Origin of the sequence: Vibrio panuliri, from assembly GCF_009938205.1 — a bacterium.
Classification (GTDB): domain Bacteria; phylum Pseudomonadota; class Gammaproteobacteria; order Enterobacterales; family Vibrionaceae; genus Vibrio; species Vibrio panuliri.
In genome coordinates this window covers 1,863,489-1,881,747 of record NZ_AP019654.1, presented here as the reverse complement: position 1 = coordinate 1,881,747, position 18,259 = coordinate 1,863,489, and the positions used below count along the sequence as shown (strand labels likewise).

15 protein-coding genes are annotated in these 18,259 nt (G+C 46.5%); 5 read left to right on the top strand and 10 right to left on the bottom strand.

Annotated elements, in window-relative coordinates:
* Window positions 1–71 precede the first annotated feature (71 nt).
* The 3 genes from cydC to trxB all read right to left on the bottom strand — a co-directional run bounded on the left by cydC (window position 72) and on the right by trxB (window position 4,673).
* Complete coding sequence (gene cydC / locus GZK95_RS08580) at window positions 72–1,802, bottom strand: heme ABC transporter ATP-binding protein/permease CydC (RefSeq protein WP_075716043.1); 1,731 nt, start codon at window positions 1,800–1,802, stop codon at window positions 72–74.
* Window positions 1,795–3,582: a heme ABC transporter permease/ATP-binding protein CydD gene (gene cydD / locus GZK95_RS08575; protein WP_075716042.1), complete on the bottom strand. Its 1,788-nt coding sequence runs from the start codon at window positions 3,580–3,582 to the stop codon at window positions 1,795–1,797. Before cydD ends, cydC begins: the two co-directional genes overlap by 8 nt.
* A 128-nt stretch (window positions 3,583–3,710) precedes the next feature.
* Window positions 3,711–4,673 (bottom strand): thioredoxin-disulfide reductase, encoded by a 963-nt coding sequence (trxB, locus tag GZK95_RS08570; protein WP_075707735.1) that lies wholly within the window; start codon window positions 4,671–4,673, stop codon window positions 3,711–3,713.
* 502 nt (window positions 4,674–5,175) lie between these two features.
* Here trxB and GZK95_RS08565 point away from each other — a divergent pair.
* Together GZK95_RS08565 and GZK95_RS08560 are read left to right on the top strand one after the other, a co-directional pair.
* On the top strand, window positions 5,176–5,832 hold the full coding sequence (locus GZK95_RS08565) for a 2OG-Fe dioxygenase family protein (RefSeq protein WP_075713308.1): 657 nt from the start codon (window positions 5,176–5,178) through the stop codon (window positions 5,830–5,832).
* Window positions 5,816–7,060: a cysteine desulfurase-like protein gene (locus tag GZK95_RS08560; protein ID WP_075713298.1), complete on the top strand. Its 1,245-nt coding sequence runs from the start codon at window positions 5,816–5,818 to the stop codon at window positions 7,058–7,060. Before GZK95_RS08565 ends, GZK95_RS08560 begins: the two co-directional genes overlap by 17 nt.
* Window positions 7,061–7,111: 51 nt before the next feature.
* On the opposite strand, the gene GZK95_RS08555 is transcribed toward GZK95_RS08560, so the two are convergent.
* Complete coding sequence (locus GZK95_RS08555) at window positions 7,112–7,939, bottom strand: DUF2797 domain-containing protein (RefSeq protein ID WP_075713300.1); 828 nt, start codon at window positions 7,937–7,939, stop codon at window positions 7,112–7,114.
* A gap of 440 nt (window positions 7,940–8,379) precedes the next feature.
* Between GZK95_RS08555 and GZK95_RS08550 the strand changes: the two genes are divergently transcribed.
* On the top strand, window positions 8,380–9,696 hold the full coding sequence (locus tag GZK95_RS08550) for a GGDEF domain-containing protein (protein ID WP_139315015.1): 1,317 nt from the start codon (window positions 8,380–8,382) through the stop codon (window positions 9,694–9,696).
* Here GZK95_RS08550 and GZK95_RS08545 read toward each other — a convergent pair.
* The 3 genes from GZK95_RS08545 to GZK95_RS08535 are packed head-to-tail and all read right to left on the bottom strand — an operon-like array spanning window position 9,693 to window position 12,488.
* Complete coding sequence (locus GZK95_RS08545; RefSeq protein WP_083626099.1) at window positions 9,693–10,370, bottom strand: SanA/YdcF family protein; 678 nt, start codon at window positions 10,368–10,370, stop codon at window positions 9,693–9,695. The genes GZK95_RS08550 and GZK95_RS08545 overlap by 4 nt on opposite strands.
* A gap of 47 nt (window positions 10,371–10,417) precedes the next feature.
* Window positions 10,418–10,741: a DUF3392 domain-containing protein gene (locus tag GZK95_RS08540; RefSeq protein ID WP_075713304.1), complete on the bottom strand. Its 324-nt coding sequence runs from the start codon at window positions 10,739–10,741 to the stop codon at window positions 10,418–10,420.
* A gap of 58 nt (window positions 10,742–10,799) precedes the next feature.
* Entirely contained in the window at window positions 10,800–12,488 is a 1,689-nt protein-coding gene (locus GZK95_RS08535; protein ID WP_075708617.1) for an NAD-dependent malic enzyme, read from the bottom strand.
* A 190-nt stretch (window positions 12,489–12,678) separates the two neighbouring features.
* On the opposite strand from GZK95_RS08535, the gene GZK95_RS08530 reads away from it, so the two are divergent.
* Window positions 12,679–15,024: a helicase-related protein gene (locus GZK95_RS08530; RefSeq protein ID WP_151148845.1), complete on the top strand. Its 2,346-nt coding sequence runs from the start codon at window positions 12,679–12,681 to the stop codon at window positions 15,022–15,024.
* A gap of 229 nt (window positions 15,025–15,253) precedes the next feature.
* Window positions 15,254–15,631, top strand: coding sequence for a transporter (locus GZK95_RS08525; protein ID WP_075707721.1), 378 nt, complete (start codon window positions 15,254–15,256; stop codon window positions 15,629–15,631).
* Window positions 15,632–15,743: 112 nt separating this feature from the next.
* Here the strand turns inward: GZK95_RS08525 and GZK95_RS08520 are convergent, their stop codons facing one another.
* The 3 genes from GZK95_RS08520 to GZK95_RS08510 all read right to left on the bottom strand — a co-directional run bounded on the left by GZK95_RS08520 (window position 15,744) and on the right by GZK95_RS08510 (window position 18,148).
* Window positions 15,744–16,934 (bottom strand): amino acid aminotransferase, encoded by a 1,191-nt coding sequence (locus tag GZK95_RS08520; RefSeq protein ID WP_075713256.1) that lies wholly within the window; start codon window positions 16,932–16,934, stop codon window positions 15,744–15,746.
* A 570-nt stretch (window positions 16,935–17,504) separates the two neighbouring features.
* Window positions 17,505–17,804 carry a hypothetical protein gene (locus GZK95_RS08515; RefSeq protein ID WP_075708615.1) on the bottom strand — a complete coding sequence of 100 codons (300 nt, stop codon included), beginning with the start codon at window positions 17,802–17,804 and terminating at the stop codon, window positions 17,505–17,507.
* A 113-nt stretch (window positions 17,805–17,917) separates the two neighbouring features.
* Window positions 17,918–18,148 carry a hypothetical protein gene (locus GZK95_RS08510; RefSeq protein ID WP_075713258.1) on the bottom strand — a complete coding sequence of 77 codons (231 nt, stop codon included), beginning with the start codon at window positions 18,146–18,148 and terminating at the stop codon, window positions 17,918–17,920.
* Window positions 18,149–18,259: the final 111 nt, after the last annotated feature.

Genomic DNA, 18,259 nt, shown 5'->3' with positions numbered 1-18,259 from the left:
TAGATAAATTAACCGCAAACAAAAAGGTCGTAAGCGAAACTTACGACCTTCAAAACGAATATTGGCAAGGGTTACAGTGTTTGATTTAACTGATAGTAACGACCTTGTTGAGCAATCAGTTCTTGGTGTGAGCCGTGCTCGACCATCTGACCATTTTCAATCAGACATACCGCATCCATTTTGTCGAGATTAACCAAGCGATGGGTAATAAATACCACTGTCTTGCCTTCGAAGTGTTTCTCAAACAACGTCATAATCTGTTGTTCGGTTTGCTTATCTAAGCCTTCAGTTGGTTCGTCGAGCAGCAGGATAGGCGCGTTGTGCAGCAAGGCTCGAGCGATGCCAATACGGCGTTTTTCACCACCAGAGAGTTGGCGACCACCGTCACCCAGCCACGCATCGAGTCCGTTGTTATTCTCACCTTGAACGAGCTTGCTTAGCCCTACCTTATGCAGAGCCAATGTGATCTCTTCGTCATCGGCGTCCGGCTTGGCTAAGATAAGGTTGTCACGCAGTGTCCCGTTTAGGACATCAACACGTTGGCTGACCACCGTGATTGCTCTGCGCAGTTGGGACTCGCTCCATTGTTGAATGGGTTTGCCTGCGATAAGCAGTTGTCCTTGATTGACGTCCCAGTAACGAGTGAGCAATTGCAATAGCGTGGATTTGCCTGAGCCAGTTTGACCCACGATGGCGACGCGTTGCTTTCCGCCAATCGCAAGGTTAATTTGTTCAACTGCCGGTTGGTTACCATCTGGGTAAGTAAAGCTGACATCACGGTATTCGATACTATAGTCACCCTGATGGACAACATCTTGTTCAGGGAACTGCACGTCTGGTTCCGCGAGAATTACCTCGTTGAGACGACGGGCTGAAGTCAGTGTTTTACCTAAATGTTGGAAGGCGCCTGCGATTGGCATCAGTAACTCAACACTTGCCATGGTTGCAAAGGCGAACAGCGCTATCATCGGATCAGGTTGTGCGCCAGCAACGCCATCAGCGGCAAGCCAAAGCATCAGCACCAAAGTCCAGCCGTTTGCCAGCATCAATAGAGCTTGTGCAACACCGGAGAAATGCGCATCAAAATACTGATTCTTTAGCAGCTTTTCTTGTGCGGTGTAAATGGCGTTTCGGTAACGCTCTTCCGCGCCAAATAGGGTAAGTTCGCTGTAACCTTGCAGCCAATCTAGGGTAGTGATACGCAGATCCGCTTTATTTTGCGTCAGCTCACTGCCGTTTCGTTTGCCCAACTTATGAAATAGGATTGGCCAAACAATCAGTAAGGTCAGCAGAATGGCGCCGAGTGTTAAGCCTAAGCTTTGATCAAACCAGCACAGCACCGCGGTAAGTGCAGCGATACCAAACAGACCCACAATCATTGGGCTAATAAGACGCAAATAGACATGGTCCATTGCATCAATATCCGCAATCAGTCGATTGAGAAGGTCCGCATCTCTAAGATTGGCTACCTTGCCTGGAACCAGTGGTGCTAGCTTTTTAAAGAAGAAAATTCTCAAATCAGTCAATAGCTTAAACGTGGCGTTGTGGCTAACCACTCGTTCGCCCCAACGACCAGCAGTGCGCCCCATAGCAAAACCGCGAACAAAAGCGCCGGGCAGCATATAGTTAAAGGTTTCACGCGCGATGGTTAAACCCGCAACGGCAGCAGCGGACAGAAACCAACCTGATAAGGTGAGTAGACCGATTGAAGCAAATAGCGTTAGGAAGGCAAGTACCATCCCAAGTGACAGTCCGAACCAGTGCTTTTTATACAGTTTTAGGTAAGGGAGTAAATCACGCATCTAGATTTCCCTCGTTGTGTTGTTGTAGAGCTTGGTTGGCGCGCAACATTTGCTTAAACAGACCGTCAGTGTTGGCCAGTGATTCAAAAGGACCCGCTTGAACGATTTGCCCATCTTGCATTACTAGGATTTGATTGACACTTTGCAGTGGCGCGAGTTGGTGAGTCACAATCAATGCACTCTTACCTTCAATTTGGTGATTCAGTCCTTGTGTAACAAGGCGTTCACTACGGGCATCTAAGCTTGCCGTCGGTTCATCGAGTAGCCAGAATTGTCCGTTTTGCAACATAGCGCGAGCCAGCGCTAAGCGCTGGGCCTGCCCGACAGATAAACCACCGGAGCGATCAGAAATAGGGTAATCGAGACCATGATGTTCAACAAACTCCGCCGCAAATGAATCTTTGAGCACAGTGTTAATCGCTTGGTCAGACACATCGTGTTTGCCTAAGGTAATGTTCTCACGGATGGTGCCATGCAATAACAATGGGTTTTGTCCCACCCAACTGATGTTCTTGCGCCAGTCGATTAAATCGAGTTGGCTGCGTTCAATACCATTGATCATCAATGAGCCTTGATAAGGCAAAAATCCTAGGATTGCGTTTACTAAGCTGGTTTTGCCCGCACCACTTGGGCCTACCAAAGCGGTGGTTTGCTGCGCGTGGATTTCAAATGAAATCGGACCGAGTAATTTTTTGCCCTCTAAGCTAAACACTTCAAGATCTGTCGCTTTAAGCGAGATAGCGCTGCGATCAGCAATCGGTGTTGAGCCGGATTTCACTGCGGTTACGTCAGTGTCGAGAAATTCAACGATACTTTCTGCCGCTGCAACAGCCTGTTGTTTAGCATGATAGAAGGTACCTAAGTCACGCAAGGGTTGGTAAAACTCCGGAGCCAAAATAAGTACAAACATTCCGGCAAACAGGGTTACGCCAAGTCCGTAGTCGCCAAAGTTTAGCTCGCCAATAAAGGCGAAACCAAAGTAGACAGCGGTCAGGGCAATGGAAATAGATGTGAAAAATTCCAGCACAGCGGACGAGAGGAAAGCAATACGCAGCACTTCCATCGTACGTGAGCGGAACACTTCAGACGCGCCTTGCATCAGTTCGGTCTCTGCTTTGGTACGGTCGAACAAACGAATGGTGGTCATCGATTGCAAACGATCGTAGAAGTGACCCGATAGGCGTTGAAGCGCTTTGAAGTTTTTCTGCCCAGCGTCAGCGGCTTTAATGCCAACCAGTGCCATAAAGAGCGGCACAAGTGGCGCTGTAATCAGGAAGATTAAGCCGGCAGCCCAGTTGACCGGGAACACTACCACCAGAATGATAAAAGGCACCAACACAGCGAGCGACATTTGCGGCAAATAACGAGCAAAGAAGTCATGCATCTCTTCGACTTGCTCTAAAAGCAGCGTTGCCCAACTGCCTGCGGGTTTACCTTTGATATAGGCTGGGCCTAACTCGCGAAGCTTATCTAAGATTAACTGGCGAATATAGAGGCGGATCTGTTCACCACAACGGTATCCGGCAATCTCGCGTCCCCATGAGCAAAGGGCACGAATGGCAACAATGGCTGCCAAGCCAATGAAATGACCAACTAATGTGGATTTATCTGCCTGTTCGATAATTAATTGGTGAAGAATGGTAGCGAGCAAAGCTGCTTGCCCCAAAAGGAAAATGCTTGAAAGTACGCCAAGACCAACCGCGACAAGTAGCCAGCGTTTTGCCAGTTTACTTTGCTCACGTAGCCATTTGTTCAAGCTGCGTTGTTTCTTTTTATCCATTATGAAGGCTTACTGCTGATTTTTTATTTTTTGAACTGGTGATTATACAAAAGAAAGCCCCGCGGTAATACCGCAGGGCTTTAGGGATTTACGTAAAAAATGTGAATAGCTCCGACAGAGCAGTCAGATTATGCCTTGTCTGCAAGGCTATCCAAGTAGCGTTCAGCATCCAAAGCCGCCATGCAGCCAGTGCCTGCTGAGGTGATTGCTTGACGGTAATTGTGATCCATAACGTCACCAGCGGCAAAAATACCTTCTACGCTAGTTTGAGTTGCGTTGCCATCTAATCCTGATTTTACAACGATATAGCCATCTTTCATTTCAAGTTGACCAGCAAAAATATCGGTATTTGGTTGATGGCCGATAGCGATAAATGCGCCCATTACCGCCAACTCCTCAATCGTATCGGATTGGGTGTCTTTAAGTCGTACGCCTGTCACGCCCATATCATCGCCAACCACTTCTTCTAGCGTGCGGTCGGTGTGCAAAATTATATTACCGTTTTCCACCTTATCCATTAGACGCTTAACAAGAATCTTCTCAGCACGGAAGCTATCGCGGCGATGGATGAGGTGCACTTCGGCAGCAATATTAGACAGATAAAGCGCTTCTTCCACTGCGGTGTTACCACCACCGACAACCGCCACTTTTTGGTTGCGGTAGAAGAAACCGTCACAGGTTGCACAAGCAGAGACTCCGCGTCCTTTGAACGCTTCCTCTGACTCCAGGCCTAGGTATTTGGCTGAAGCGCCAGTTGAGATAATCAACGCATCACAAGTGTATTCACCACTGTCACCAAATAGACGGAAAGGGCGCTGACTGAAATCAACTTGGTTGATGTGATCGAACAGCATCTCGGTTTCAAAACGCTCAGCGTGCTCTTTCATTCGTTCCATCAGTGCAGGGCCTGTTAAACCTTCAGGATCGCCCGGCCAGTTTTCAACTTCTGTCGTGGTGGTGAGTTGTCCACCTTGCTGCATACCGGTTACCAGTACAGGTTTGAGGTTGGCACGTGCAGCATAAACTGCTGCTGTGTATCCAGCAGGTCCAGAGCCAAGAATAAGTAGGTTGCAGTGTTTTACGTTGCTCATTAGCGCTCCATTAAGCATTGACCCGAGCTACGCCGATGGCGATGTGGGAATCACTCTAATAAATAATATCTTCGATTGTATTAGAAATAATGGGGGTAGGAAAAGGACAATCAAGTTGTGCCAATTAAATAAATCGCAATAACTTAGAACGCTTCGCTTAGTTGATGGGAAATTGAGCAGAGCAAAGGTTGGAAAAATGCGAGCCAAGACGAAAATGGGGCGTCGAGTAGTGGAAACTTCTGTTGGGTTATCTATTTAACTCTCTGTATTGAAAGGAAATAAAATGAGCAGGCAGTGTTCTGTTCTAGTTTTTTGAACTGCCAAAGATTAAATTTGGATGTTTTCACTAGCCAGAAAATTCAATGCGAAATAAACAACCAAATTTAGATAATCAGTAGTCTTAAATCTCGCTTTTCGTTGATCTGATGAAATATTTGCGTAAAAGTATATGTAAATTAAATGTTAATTTTAACAGTTATGTATATTCATTAAGGAGCAGATGATGTTACATAGTCACGAGAATACTTTGCAGATCACCAATCTCAGTGGTGAAGCGATTAACCAATTATCCCCTTCATTCGAGCTATTGCCTCATACCGATCACGCAGATGGACAGTATCGGTTGCGTCGCTACTCAGTAGTAAAGTTTGTTGATAACCGCGTTGTGGCAACGGATAAAAACCAGTTTGTTCAGTCAGATGATATCAACCGTTTTCAAGGTAATATTGTGCGTCAATTCGAGCCTTTGCTGAGCGCGACCTTATACGGTGAAGGGATGCGTGAAGTATGCCGTCTATTTGTGGAACGAAATGGATTACCGAATGGGCAGGAGATTGAAATCCACCAAATCCGTATTGCAGCGGTTTACCAAGAGACTCAGGTTGCGCCAGAAGGGGTGCACCAAGATGGGTTTGACCATATCGCGCTCATCGGTATTGAGCGTCACAATATCGTTGGCGGTGAAATCATGCTGTATAGCGATTGCCATGAAGCGCCATTTTTCCGCAAAGTATTGCAAAATGGTGAGGTGGCGATGCTGGCTGATCGCGAGCTTTGGCACAACGCAATGCCTATTCGGGTGGTTGAAGATGGTGAACAGGGCTATATGGATCTGTTTGTGCTGACAGCCAAGGAGGCAAGCAATGACCTTCACGCCTGAGTTTACGGTTGATAAAGTACGCGCCCAGTTTAACGCTTTGCATCAAACTCATAATGATCTTCCGGTCACTTTTTTTGATGGTCCCGGAGGCTCACAGGTTCCCGAGTCAGTGCTGGAAGCGATGGTGAGTTACCTTGGGCATTACAACTCGAACCTTGGCGCAAGTTACTTTTCCAGCCAGTTGACCACCCAACTGGTTACGGATGCCCGCAATGCTTGTCAGGCATTACTCAATGCACAATCGGCTGATTCCATCATTTTTGGCGCCAACATGACTTCGCTCACTTTTGCCTTAAGCCGAGCAATCAGTCGAGATTGGCAAGCGGGGGATGAGATTGTCGTCACTGCGCTCGATCACTACGCGAACGTCAGTAGTTGGCAGCAGGCAGCAGAGGACAAATCCGCGCTGGTGCACCAAGCTCCGATCATTCCCAACGATGGCTCACTTGATGTCGAAGCTTTGCTAAATCTGATTAATTCCAACACACGATTGGTCGCTCTCACGCTGGCGTCAAACACCACAGGGTCAATCGTTGAGGTTGCGCCGGTCATTGAGGCGGCCAAGCGCGTTGGTGCGCAAGTTTATATCGACGCTGTACATTACGCTCCCCATCATTTGATTGATGTGCAAGCACTGGGGTGTGACTTTCTGGTTTGCTCTGCCTATAAGTTTTTTGGCCCCCATTTCGGTATCGGCTACGTAGCGCCAAAATGGGTGCAAACTTTACGACCATATAAAGTAGAACCGGCGCCTGAACTTGGTCCAGCGCGTTTTGAAACAGGGACGCAGAGCTTCGAAGCACTTGCTGGTTTGGTGGCGACAATTGAATATCTTGCACAGTGGGGGACGCAAGGGGAAGATCTGCGCACTCGACTAGTAGAGAGTTACGCATACTACAACCAATACGAAACCGCGTTGAGTGAATACTTTTTGGCGAAACTTAAGTTGCTGAAAGGGGTGAGACTTTTGGGACGACTTGATGCCGATTGCGCGGTTCGTACGGCTACATTTGCTCTGACGTTTGACCGGATTAGCACAAAAGAGGTGGCAAGTGCGTTAGGGCAACTTAATTTATGTGTGGGCAGTGGTCACTTTTATGCACTAGGCTTAGTTCGCCAGTTAGGGATAGAAGCGGACGGGGTACTGCGCGTGGGGTTGATGCACTACAACACCAAGCAAGAGATCGACCGACTGTTTATCGCACTACAGCGATTGCTTCACCTTTAGGTCGTTGTTTCAATGAATAGAGCCACCCTTGGGTGGCTCTATTGCTATGGGCTACTCGTCACTGACGGTGACTTCATAGGCGGTAAACTTACGAATGTTAATGACACCCGTATCAAAAATAAGGTATTGCCCCTTAATACCTTGTAAGTTGCCTGATACAACCGGATTCTTATCGAAATTGTGTGACGTTATTTTGGTTGGATGTTCAAGCACAGGGTAGTGAATTGGCGTTATCGACTCGCTTAAAATCTCAATCGCATCTTCACCATACTGCTGCTTGATTTCGGCAATTTTGTCACTCACCAGCGGCAGAAGTTCGGCAAACTTATCTTCTAGCGCCAAGGGTTGACCATCTTCTTTGAGCAGGGTACGCCAGTTGGTTTTATCCGCAATGTGTTTGGCCAGTTCGATTTCGATTAGACCAGAAATATGACGGGTTTTAACTTTAAAGATAGGCATACCTTGGGTTGCACCTTGGTCAATCCAACGAGTTGGGAGCTGAGTATGACGAGTAATGCCCACTTTAAGACTGGAGGTGTTAGAGAGATAAACGAAATGGTCAACCATGCAGTTTTCTTCACCCCATTGCGGTTCACGGCATGTACCTTGTTCGTAGTGACACGTTTCCGGTTTCATAATGCACATATCGCAGCTTGCGAGCTTTTTCATGCAGACGAAGCAATGTCCTTGTGAATAGCTCTTTTTGGTTTTTTTACCGCAAGACTGGCAGAAGATGTTGCCCGTATGAGTGAGGGTAATGTGCTTGCCAATAAAAGGTTTGAGGTCAATTAACTCCTCACCTACAGGCAGGTGATAATGAACCTGATCTTCCAGGTTTGCGCGCATTTTGCGCAATGTTCCAGTAATGTTTAACGACATGACTTTGCTCTTTATAGTGTATTTTATCGTGACTAAAGGCACTTATTGTCCAATGAGTATGCTTAGCGACGCGCCTGACTCTATCGTCACTGCAGCATGCAAAAAAAGGAACGATTTTTTTTATAACTTGTAAGTGCTTTAGTTAATTATTATGACTAGCTTATCAGAGTTTCTGTTTTCATTCCTATCACTTACATTTTACCCTGACTCAATATCACGTCGTTGTGCTTAGCTGAACATGATATCAGTCCGAAAAAATTCGCTTTAAAACTTATTTTTCTAGGCAAATGAACATAAAACGCGTAAGTTTGTCTCAAAAATAATAATACGCTCAGGTGACTAACTAATGCAGAAACAGGGATGGCGATCTCAGCTGATCTCACAGGGCATTTCAGCTTATGGTTACTTGGAGTCATGTTGTATAGTGAGCGAGAAGCATAGTGAATGCCATTCATAAGCTGATTTTTCTCCTTTTCGTCTTTACAGTGCTGCTTATCACATTGCATTGGCAGTTTGGTGAAAAGAAAGTCTTCCAGATTAGCCCCGACAAATTTACCTTTGTGGCGACTAACGATCAGGTTCAGAAAGGCGCCTCGATCAGCTCCATCGCTTATACGGGTGATGCAGCAATTCTTAACTGCGAACTCAAGAAAAGCCCAGATTACCAATGGCCATATTGTGGCGTATCGATCAAAATTAATGATCAGGATGCGACTCAAGGGCTTGATTTGTCCGACTACCACACGGTTCGACTTGATGTCGATTTTATTCGCCTCGACTCGACACAAAAACCTGCTCTGCGTTTCTATCTGAGAAATTACAATCCCGCATACTCAAAAAGTGATGATGAATACACATTTAAGTACAACGGCTTAGACTATCGTCAGGCTGACTACAGTCAGGTATTGAATATCCCCCTAAAAAATCTGCAAGTACTGACTTGGTGGTTGGTGGACAACCGCATTCCGATTGAGCTTTCAGGTCCGGAGTTTACTAACATTAATCGTATCGAGTTTGCCACCGGTTCTGGATCACCTGAGGGGTTGTATCAACTTAGAATCAATAGTGTCAAATTTATCGGTTATTACATCCACAAAGAAACCTTGATGTTTTGTTTGCTGATGCTTTGGGTCAGCTTTGCGATTATTTTCTCGGTACTGGAAATCCGTGAAAGTCGTCATAAAGCACTGGAATCTGAGAAGCGTCAACTTCACCTTCAACACCTTAATAATCGGCTGAAGCAACAAAATATTCAGTTTTCAGAGCAGGCTCACCGTGACGCTTTGACCGGTGCGATGAACCGCCATGCGGTGCGCGAATGGCTTGAAACTCAATTCAATAGCTATGTGAAGCCAACGGAAGAGCTTTCAGTCATCTATCTGGATATTGATTTCTTTAAGCGCGTTAACGATGAATTCGGCCATAAAATGGGCGATGACATCTTACGAGAGTTCACCATGGTGATCTTGGTTGAACTGCGTGGCACCGATCGGCTAGTGCGTTGGGGTGGCGAAGAATTTCTTATCTTCTGTCCTTCAACTAATCTCAAGCAAGCCTACATGCTGGCTGAACGACTGAGACAAAAAGTAGAACTGTATCAATGGATGCATGGACAGGTGCTAACCACCAGTTTAGGAGTGGCACAGTTAGGCGATGAAACGCCGCAAGAGATGATCACCCGCGCCGACGAACTGCTGTATAAAGCGAAACATGCAGGGCGTAATCGTGTTGAAGCGGGTGAGTTGGATAACAGCTAGCTTGGGTTGAGTTCGCTTATCTCAGCGCTGGTTTCGGGCGGCGTTGAAATGGGCTCTTTGGGACCAAGAAACTTTGGCTGTGCACGGGTAATATACAAATCGAGTACCGCTTTAGCACGGGCAAAGACCTCTCTTAATCTCACTTTAAATCCAGAGTGTTTAGTTGGACCTGACACCGCTAAGCACTTCGCTTGAATATTGTGAAAATTGGCAATAAAAAGCGCACGTTCACAGTGAAATTGCTGTGAGATAATCAAGAAATTATCAGTATCAAAAATCTCTTTAGCACGGACAATCGAGTCAAGGGTGCGAAAACCTGCGTAATCAAGATAAATACGTTCATCGGGCACTTCTGCGCGCAACAAATCTCGCTTCATGGTCCAAGGTTCATTATACGAACGGTGAGCATTGTCGCCACTGAGCAAAAAGTTTGAGACTTTTTTCTGGTTATAGAGATCTATCGCCGCATCAATGCGGTGGACATAGTACTCGTTGAGTATTTTCCCAAGGTATTTACTGGTGCCGAGAACGACCGCGACATTGTGTGGCGCAACATCGTCGACAGAAAAATAGAGCTGTTGTTGTGTTTGATAACTGACCCATCTATCAATCGCAAAGAGCGCGCCGGCGAGTACGATAAGCCCTATACACACCCATTTGAGGGCTTTGACCATCGCATTCAGTCGTGTTTTGGTTAAATGGTGTTGAAAAATGTTACGCACTAAATCTGTCTGTTCCTCTGTGCCCACAAGCCAATAGCGACAAAGCTACTCACAACGATGCAAAACATAATGCCGTATGGGAGTTGGCCTAGTGTCCGAGCTAAGTAAGGTGTTGCTTTTACAATGATTAAGCCGTATCCGAACGCATTTATCAATATAAATACTAAGGTTCTGAGGATAAAGTTCTGTGCTCTCAGTATTCTTCTAAGGCTAGCATTAATCTCACCACCAAACATGACTAACGCGCAGGCGATCAACGCGGTAGATATCTCAGTTAGGTAGGGCGCAAGGTAGCGTCCCGCTGGCGCTAAATACTCAAACATGCTCTCTCCAATGAAAAAGCCCCATAGTCAGGGGCTTTGTTGAGCTTAATACTCGGTCTTAAAACGCGGTACGCTTGTAACGACGGTATACCGGTTGCCAGAAATATGCTTCGATCGCTTCTTCTAATGCTTCATCGGTAATTTCTTGTGCAACACCTTGTTCAATTGCCTTTTTACTCACCGCAAACGCGATTTTCTTCGACACAGTATGAATCGCTTCAAGCGGTGGCAATAGCGCACCTTGACCGTTAATCGCAAGTGGTGAACAAGTTGCCAGAGCACGGCTTGACTCTTGCAGCATTTCATCAGTGACGCGACGCGCACCAACGGCCAATACCCCTAAACCAATACCCGGGAAGATGTAACTGTTGTTACATTGGGCGATAGGGTAAGTCTTGCCATCGTGCACGACAGGATCAAATGGGCTACCAGTCGCGACTAGCGCTTCACCGTTGGTCCAACGGATAATGTCGTTCGGTGTCGCTTCAACTCGGCTGGTCGGGTTAGACAATGGGAAGACGATAGGACGCGCACAGTGCTTATGCATCTCCTTAATAACATCTTTACTAAACAGCCCCGGAGCGCCAGATACACCGATTAGAACCGTCGGTTTGGCATTGGTCATCACATCAAGCAGCGAGAAACCGTTACCTTCACTTGTCCACTCAGCCGTGTTCGCGGTTTTTTGTACGAGTTTCTGTTGGAAATCGAGCAGATTTGGCATGCCTTCTTGCAGCAAACCCCAGCGATCAACCATATAAACCTGACTACGAGCTTGCTCGTCCGAGATCCCTTCAGATACCATTTGAGCAATGATCGCTTCTGCGATACCACAACCAGCAGAACCTGCACCAAGGAAGGTGACTCGTTGCTCAGACAGTTTGCTGCCAGCCGCTTGGCAAGCCGCAAGCAAAGAGCCAACGGTGACAGCCGCCGTGCCTTGGATATCATCGTTAAAGCAGCAGATACGATCTTTATAGCGTTCCAGCAGCGGCATCGCATTTTTTTGTGCGAAATCTTCAAACTGAATCAACGCATCTGGCCAGCGACGCTGCACCGACTGGATAAATTCTTCAACGAATGCATCGTAATCTTGCCCAGTAATGCGCGGATGACGCCAGCCCATATACATAGGATCGGCGAGTCGTTGCGGGTTATTGGTACCCACATCCAAGACGATAGGCAAGGTGTAAGCTGGGCTAATACCACCACAGGCGGTGTAAAGTGCCAACTTACCGATTGGAATCCCCATACCACCGATACCTTGGTCACCCAGACCAAGAATACGCTCACCATCGGTGACGACGATAACTTTTACATTGTGGTTAGATGCATTGTTTAAAATGTCATCCATTCGTTCTCGATTCGCATAAGAGACAAACAAACCGCGTCCACGTCGGTAGATGTTTGAAAAGTTTTCACACGCCGCGCCAACGGTTGGTGTGTAGATGATTGGCATCATCTCTGAAATATGGTTTTGAACCAGTCGGTAAAACAGTGTTTCGTTAGTATCTTGAATATTGCGCAGGTAGATATGCTTATCCATATCGCTCTCAAAGCTGCGATATTGCTGGTAAGCGCGTTCTACTTGCTCTTGAATGGTCTCGGTGGTTTCTGGCAACAGACCTTCAAGGTTAAATGAAATGCGTTCTGATGCTGAAAACGCACTGCCTTTATTGAGTAGTGGTGTACTGAGCAGTGCAGGACCGGCGAAAGGGATGTAGAGTGGACGTTTATCGTTATTCATTGAGAACCTATAGTCGAGAAACAAGAGTGTTGAGCGAGTGTGATCAGTTAACTGATGTGCGCCATATTGTAAACCGGGATTGCGCTCGTCACAAGGAACGTAACAGATAGTGAGACCTCTATTTACCAATACTTTAACCATTAGTAATTTTGTCTATAATCGCCATTAACTCCATTAAGAACATGTAATTATGACCACTCTACCAATTGACTCTCTCAAACACGAATTCCTCACCAGCTTGTCTACTCATCACCTGGTGGTTGAAGCGGAAACGGGCTCGGGAAAATCAACTCGCCTGCCGCTTTGGGCGAGAGCGCAGGGCCGAGTTTTGGTCATCGAACCGCGTCGAATTGCTTGTACCTCTTTGGCGCAGTTTCTAGCCCAGCAAAGTGGTGAGCAAGTTGGGGAGTCGGTGGGCTACGCGATCAAACTTGAAAGCCGATTTAACGACCAAAGTCAGGTGGTTTTCGTCACACCCGGTGTGGCGCTACGTTGGTATGCTGAAAACCAGTTGGCGGACTTTGATGTGGTGATTGTCGATGAATTTCATGAGCGCCGCTGGGATACAGACTTGCTGGTGGCACTCTTTAAGCGCCATCAAAAACACCGTTTAGTGCTGACATCTGCCACGATTGAAGGTGAACGACTGGCGAAATACATTGACGCCAAGCGGTTACAAGCACAAGGGCGAAGTTATCAGGTTGAGTTACGTTCAAAGGCAACAGACTCACGCCAGCTGCCTGACATCCGTCAGTTAGAACAGCGCGTGAAAGTGGAAGTACTGCAAGCTTTAGAGTCCGCTAGTGGTGATATTTTGGTTTTTCTTCCGGGGCGCAAAGAGATCGCTCAGTGCGCGCAAATGTTGTCAAACATTGATGGCGTGGTTATCGCGCCATTGCATGCTTCAGTCTCTGATAAACAACGTGAAATTGCTTTAAACCCCCAAGCTGAATTGAAAGTTGTGTTAGCGACTAACGTGGCTGAAACCTCTTTGACGATTCCCAATGTTGCCGTGGTGATTGATTCAGGTCTCGAGCGGCGTACCGAACAACGCAACGGACGCACGACACTCAGCTTAAAGCACATCTCACAAGCGAGTGCCAAGCAAAGGTTGGGACGAGCCGGACGTGTTATGGATGGCGAATGTGTGCGCCTTTATGGTGAACATGCTCCGCTGATTCAGGTGACGCCGCCAGAGATGCATCGAGAAACGCTTACAGAAGCGATGCTGGCATCAGCGAGTTGCGGCGTGTCGTTGGTTGAATTGGATTTTCTTGACCCTTTACCTGAGAAGTCGTTGCTACAAGCCGAGCAAATCCTGCTCGATATGCAGGCGATTGATTCAAATGGACTTGCCACCGAGCATGGTCGAATGATTTACCCACTTCCCATTGATGCATTACTGGCAGACTTAGTGACGCGCATGCCGACGCGAGCATTGAAAGAAGCGATGATTGACTACACCGCGGTGCTTGCGACGCCAGCGAGACTGTATCAAGTAACTGGTGATGAAGAACAATTGGAGAGGTTGTCCAAAGAGGAGAGTAGCGGTTGTGATGGGAAACTGGCGGTAGGTGTGGTCCGTGGCAAAACATTCTCGGGTGTAAGCGTTGACCAAGAGGCGCTCGCTGAAGCTCAAGGGTTGGCTGCGCAAATGCGCGAACTGTTTGAATTGCCGTTGCTTGAAGTGGCATCTCGATACAATCACAAGGCTTGGGTTGAAGCCATTGCGACCTTGCATCCTGAACTGGTTTTCGTTCGACGAGCGAAACGCAAAGAAGCGCTCGGTAATGGCATTATGGAAGTGATGGTCGGGCGAGATAGCCGTTTGCCGAGCTCAGTTGAAGCGGCACTGGTGTTAGATACTCATAGTATCCCGGGGCGCGGGGTCAAGCAGACGCTAACGTTAGCCACTCAAATGATGCCGCTTGAGATGTCATTGCTCGCCAGTCTTCCCATCGGAGAGTGGCAGCAAGGTGATAGCGTAACGGATGAGCAGGGCACCTACGTCGCCATGCATTTGATTTATGCTGGAAGAGTCATTGCTAGCCGCAATCAACTCGCGCAAGGCGAGCTTGCATTACAACCGATGCTTGAGGCAGTCAAAGAAAATAGAAAGCTAGAAGGTTTCTACGCGCAACGTAAAGCAGAAATCGAACATTGGCGTATATATGTTGAACTGGGATTGGCGCAACAAGCACAGCATGGTGGGGTAACGTTCGATCAATGGTTTACTGAACAACTTGAGATGTTGGAGCTCAATGAGGTTGATGAGCTCGATCTTTTTAGCGCCGACGATTTCCCGTTTGACGGCATCCCATATTGGGAATATGAAACATTTGCCGAACAGTACCCATTTTCCCTTCTGCTGGGAGACTTGAACCTAGACGTTGAGTATTACCCGCAAAGAAAATTGATTTATGTGGTTTATCGCGATGGGTTACGCAAAGGCGATCCTAAGCGGTGGGAATTACCACGATGGCAAGGTTGGAGAATTCAGTACAAAAAAGCGAGCAGAATTGTCGATGTTAAGTGATTTCTATCGAAATAATAACCAATTTTGATGGTTTATTTTGGTGATATAATTATTACGCAACTGGTTTTCTATATCACCAAAATGTGCTCACTTTGTTATTTTATTGGTTTTTATATGCCATTTTTATCGCGCGATTGAGCATAACAGACCATTGTTCTATATCCTATTGATCTATTAGGCGTCTTGACAGATAGTAAAATCACTTGTTGCCTGATTGACGGGGGTTGATATGGAACATCAAGGCAAGGCAAGTGTGGTTTTTGACTATACCTCATTTTTAGGTGACGCTTGCAGCAAGAAATGGACGTTTCTTGAAGCGCTAAGCACGATCGCACCAGTTTTTAGTATTGCTTGGAATGATTCGGTTCAACAGTCTTGGACTCCAGAAGAGAGATTGATGAACCAAGCGATGAGATCGCTGTCAGCCAGCCATAGTGATGAGTCAAATATTCACACACTCTTAGAGCTCGCAAAATCAGAGGGTATTCATGAGCTACGTGTGGTTATGCCATACGAACTCGAGCAAGAGCAGTTGGACCGTATCCAGCAGCAACTGCAAGTGCATATCACCTATTTGGAGCAAGATGAATTGATGGTTGAGTTGTAGCGTATTTTGAACGGCCACTAAGTCGAAATATCTACAGTAAGATTGTCCTTTTATCAAATAGAAAAGCCAGCTTAGAAAGCTGGCTTTTTCTTATTCTATTCACAAGGAAAGGTTATAAAACTGCGGCAATGCCTTGGCAAAGTGGCAGCATATTCGCTTTAGTCATACCAGCCACACTGATGCGACCTGAACCAACAATATAGATACCAAACTCATCTTTTAGACGGGCAACTTGCTCTTTTGAAAGACCAGAGAATGAGAACATACCGTTTTGACGTTCGATAAAGCTAAAGTCTGCTTCGACACCTTGTTCTTTTAGTGTTGTCACAAATAGCTCACGCATTTCTTGAATACGATCGCGCATTTCTTTTACTTCCGCTTCCCACTCAGCACGTAGATCTGCGTCGCCTAGAATGTAGGTCACAACCGCACTGCCGTGCGCAGGTGGGTTTGAGTAAATAGAGCGGATAATCGCTTTAATTTGAGAGAACGCCGTTGTGGCAACTTGCTCTGATTGTGCAACAAGAGTGAAAGCACCGACACGTTCGTTGTACAGGCCAAAGTTTTTCGAGAATGAGCTAGCAACAAGAATCTCTTGGTTGTATTTAGCGAAAATACGTAAACCCGCTGCATCTTCCTCTACACCTTTCGCAAAGCCTTGGTAAGCGAAATCGAACAAAGGTAGCAACTGCTTATCAGCAATCAGCTTCGCCAGTGTTTCCCACTCTTCAAGAGTAGGGTCGATACCCGTTGGGTTGTGGCAGCAACCATGCAGCAGAACGATGTCACCCGCTTGTGCTTGCTCAAGATCGGCAACCATACCAGCGAAATCTTTGTCTTTGGTTTCTGCGTTGTAGTAGCTGTACTGCGCGGTTTCGATACCAGCTGCAGTAAATACGCCGTTGTGGTTCGCCCAAGTTGGATTGCTGATCCAGATCTTTACATCACCCAGTTGGCGTTTAATAAATTCACCCGCGACGCGCAATGCGCCTGTACCGCCTGGTGCTTGAGCCGTTTTGGCGCGTTTTTCAGCGACAATCTCTGAGTCGGCACCGAAAAGCAGTTTCTGTACCGCAAGTCCGTATTCAGCGGTTCCTTCGATTGTTAGGTAAGACTTGGTTTTCTCGGTCTCTACAAGCGCCGCTTCAGCTTTTTTAACGGTTGCTAGAACAGGGGTTTCGCCTTGCTCATTCTTATAGATACCAACACCGAGGTTAATTTTTTCGGCGCGAGGGTCCTTTTTAAACTCTTCAGTAAGACCAAGGATCGGGTCTGCTGGCGCTGCAACTACTTTTTCAAACATAATCGTCATCCATGTTAATCGAAGGGGGATAGAGTGTAACTTGAATATTTATACCTTTATGCTGCACAAGAGACAACACTAAATGGGTATAAACCAGAAATTTTATTCACTGTGGATCAAAGCGTGTTCGAATCACGGGCTTTTTCTAAGCAATTGAATCAAGAAAGTCGAGTTTTGACGGAGATAAAACTCAAATCCACATAACTCTTGATGATGTAAACATTCTGCTACAAAGCCGCTAATCCCTTGTCTATTAACGTGACAATGAAATTTACAGCGTGGAAAACTCAGCGAGATAGAGCAGTAATTGCCATTTTTGGGGCGACTAATAACAAAACGCAATTTGAGGGCGTTTTATTATACCCAAGTAGCATGATTAGCAGAGAATTTGTCAGAAAGAGCGAATAGAAGAGCAGGGTAGTAGCGATCATATGATGGGCGCTTAAGCTGCATGGTGATCTCTGTGGTGAAGAAAAATCAGATTAGAGCTCTGCAACAGCAGCGACTTTAAAGGTCAACATGTGATAGGTAAAAATGGCCGAAACCACACAGGGTTCGACCATAAGATCGCTATTTTTTGAGTTCCATTTGTGACTCATGCGCTTGAGTTTCAAAGTCTGGGTTGCTCGACATGGTCTTGGTTGCCCAAGTATTAAGGTGGAGCAAAATGGTGTTCAGCGCGTGTTTTTTGGTAATGGGTTCATCTTTGGCGACATCGATTTCCGCTTTAGGGTGTGCGCCTGTTGCATCTTCGGCAATGTGTAGCCAATCAGGATGCCAGTAGTAGGGTTGACCACTAGGTGTAGACCACGAATGTACTCCGTTGCTTTCACCTTTGTATTGCAGGTCATTTTCGTTGTATTTAGTCATCATTTTCATCGCTTTGGGTTTGAAATATGTCACAAGTGACATGCAGAATTTAGCAGAAACTGACAAAAATAATGTGATGCCAACCGTTTTGCCTAGCATCACATCCGAACGAGTTAGTTTTGGTTAAGGTGGTCAATGATGGCCTGTTTGGCATGTTCTTCAGTCGCTTGTTCACCCGCAGGGACGTCGAGCGCTTTTTTGGGGTGCAATCCCATGGCGTCTTCCGCAATATGCAGCCAATCAGGATGCCAAAAATAAGGGTTATCGCCAGCAGGGTGGTTCCAACTATGCACGCCTTGATGTGCACCATTGTAGGAGAGATCGTCCATTGTGAACTGTTTCATTTTCACCTCCAAATTGAATAGGACAAAGCTATGCTAACAACAAGTATATAAGTTGCGCCTTTGTGTGCAACTTAGCGAGCGCCAAGATTGGTATTTAATCTTTCATTATTG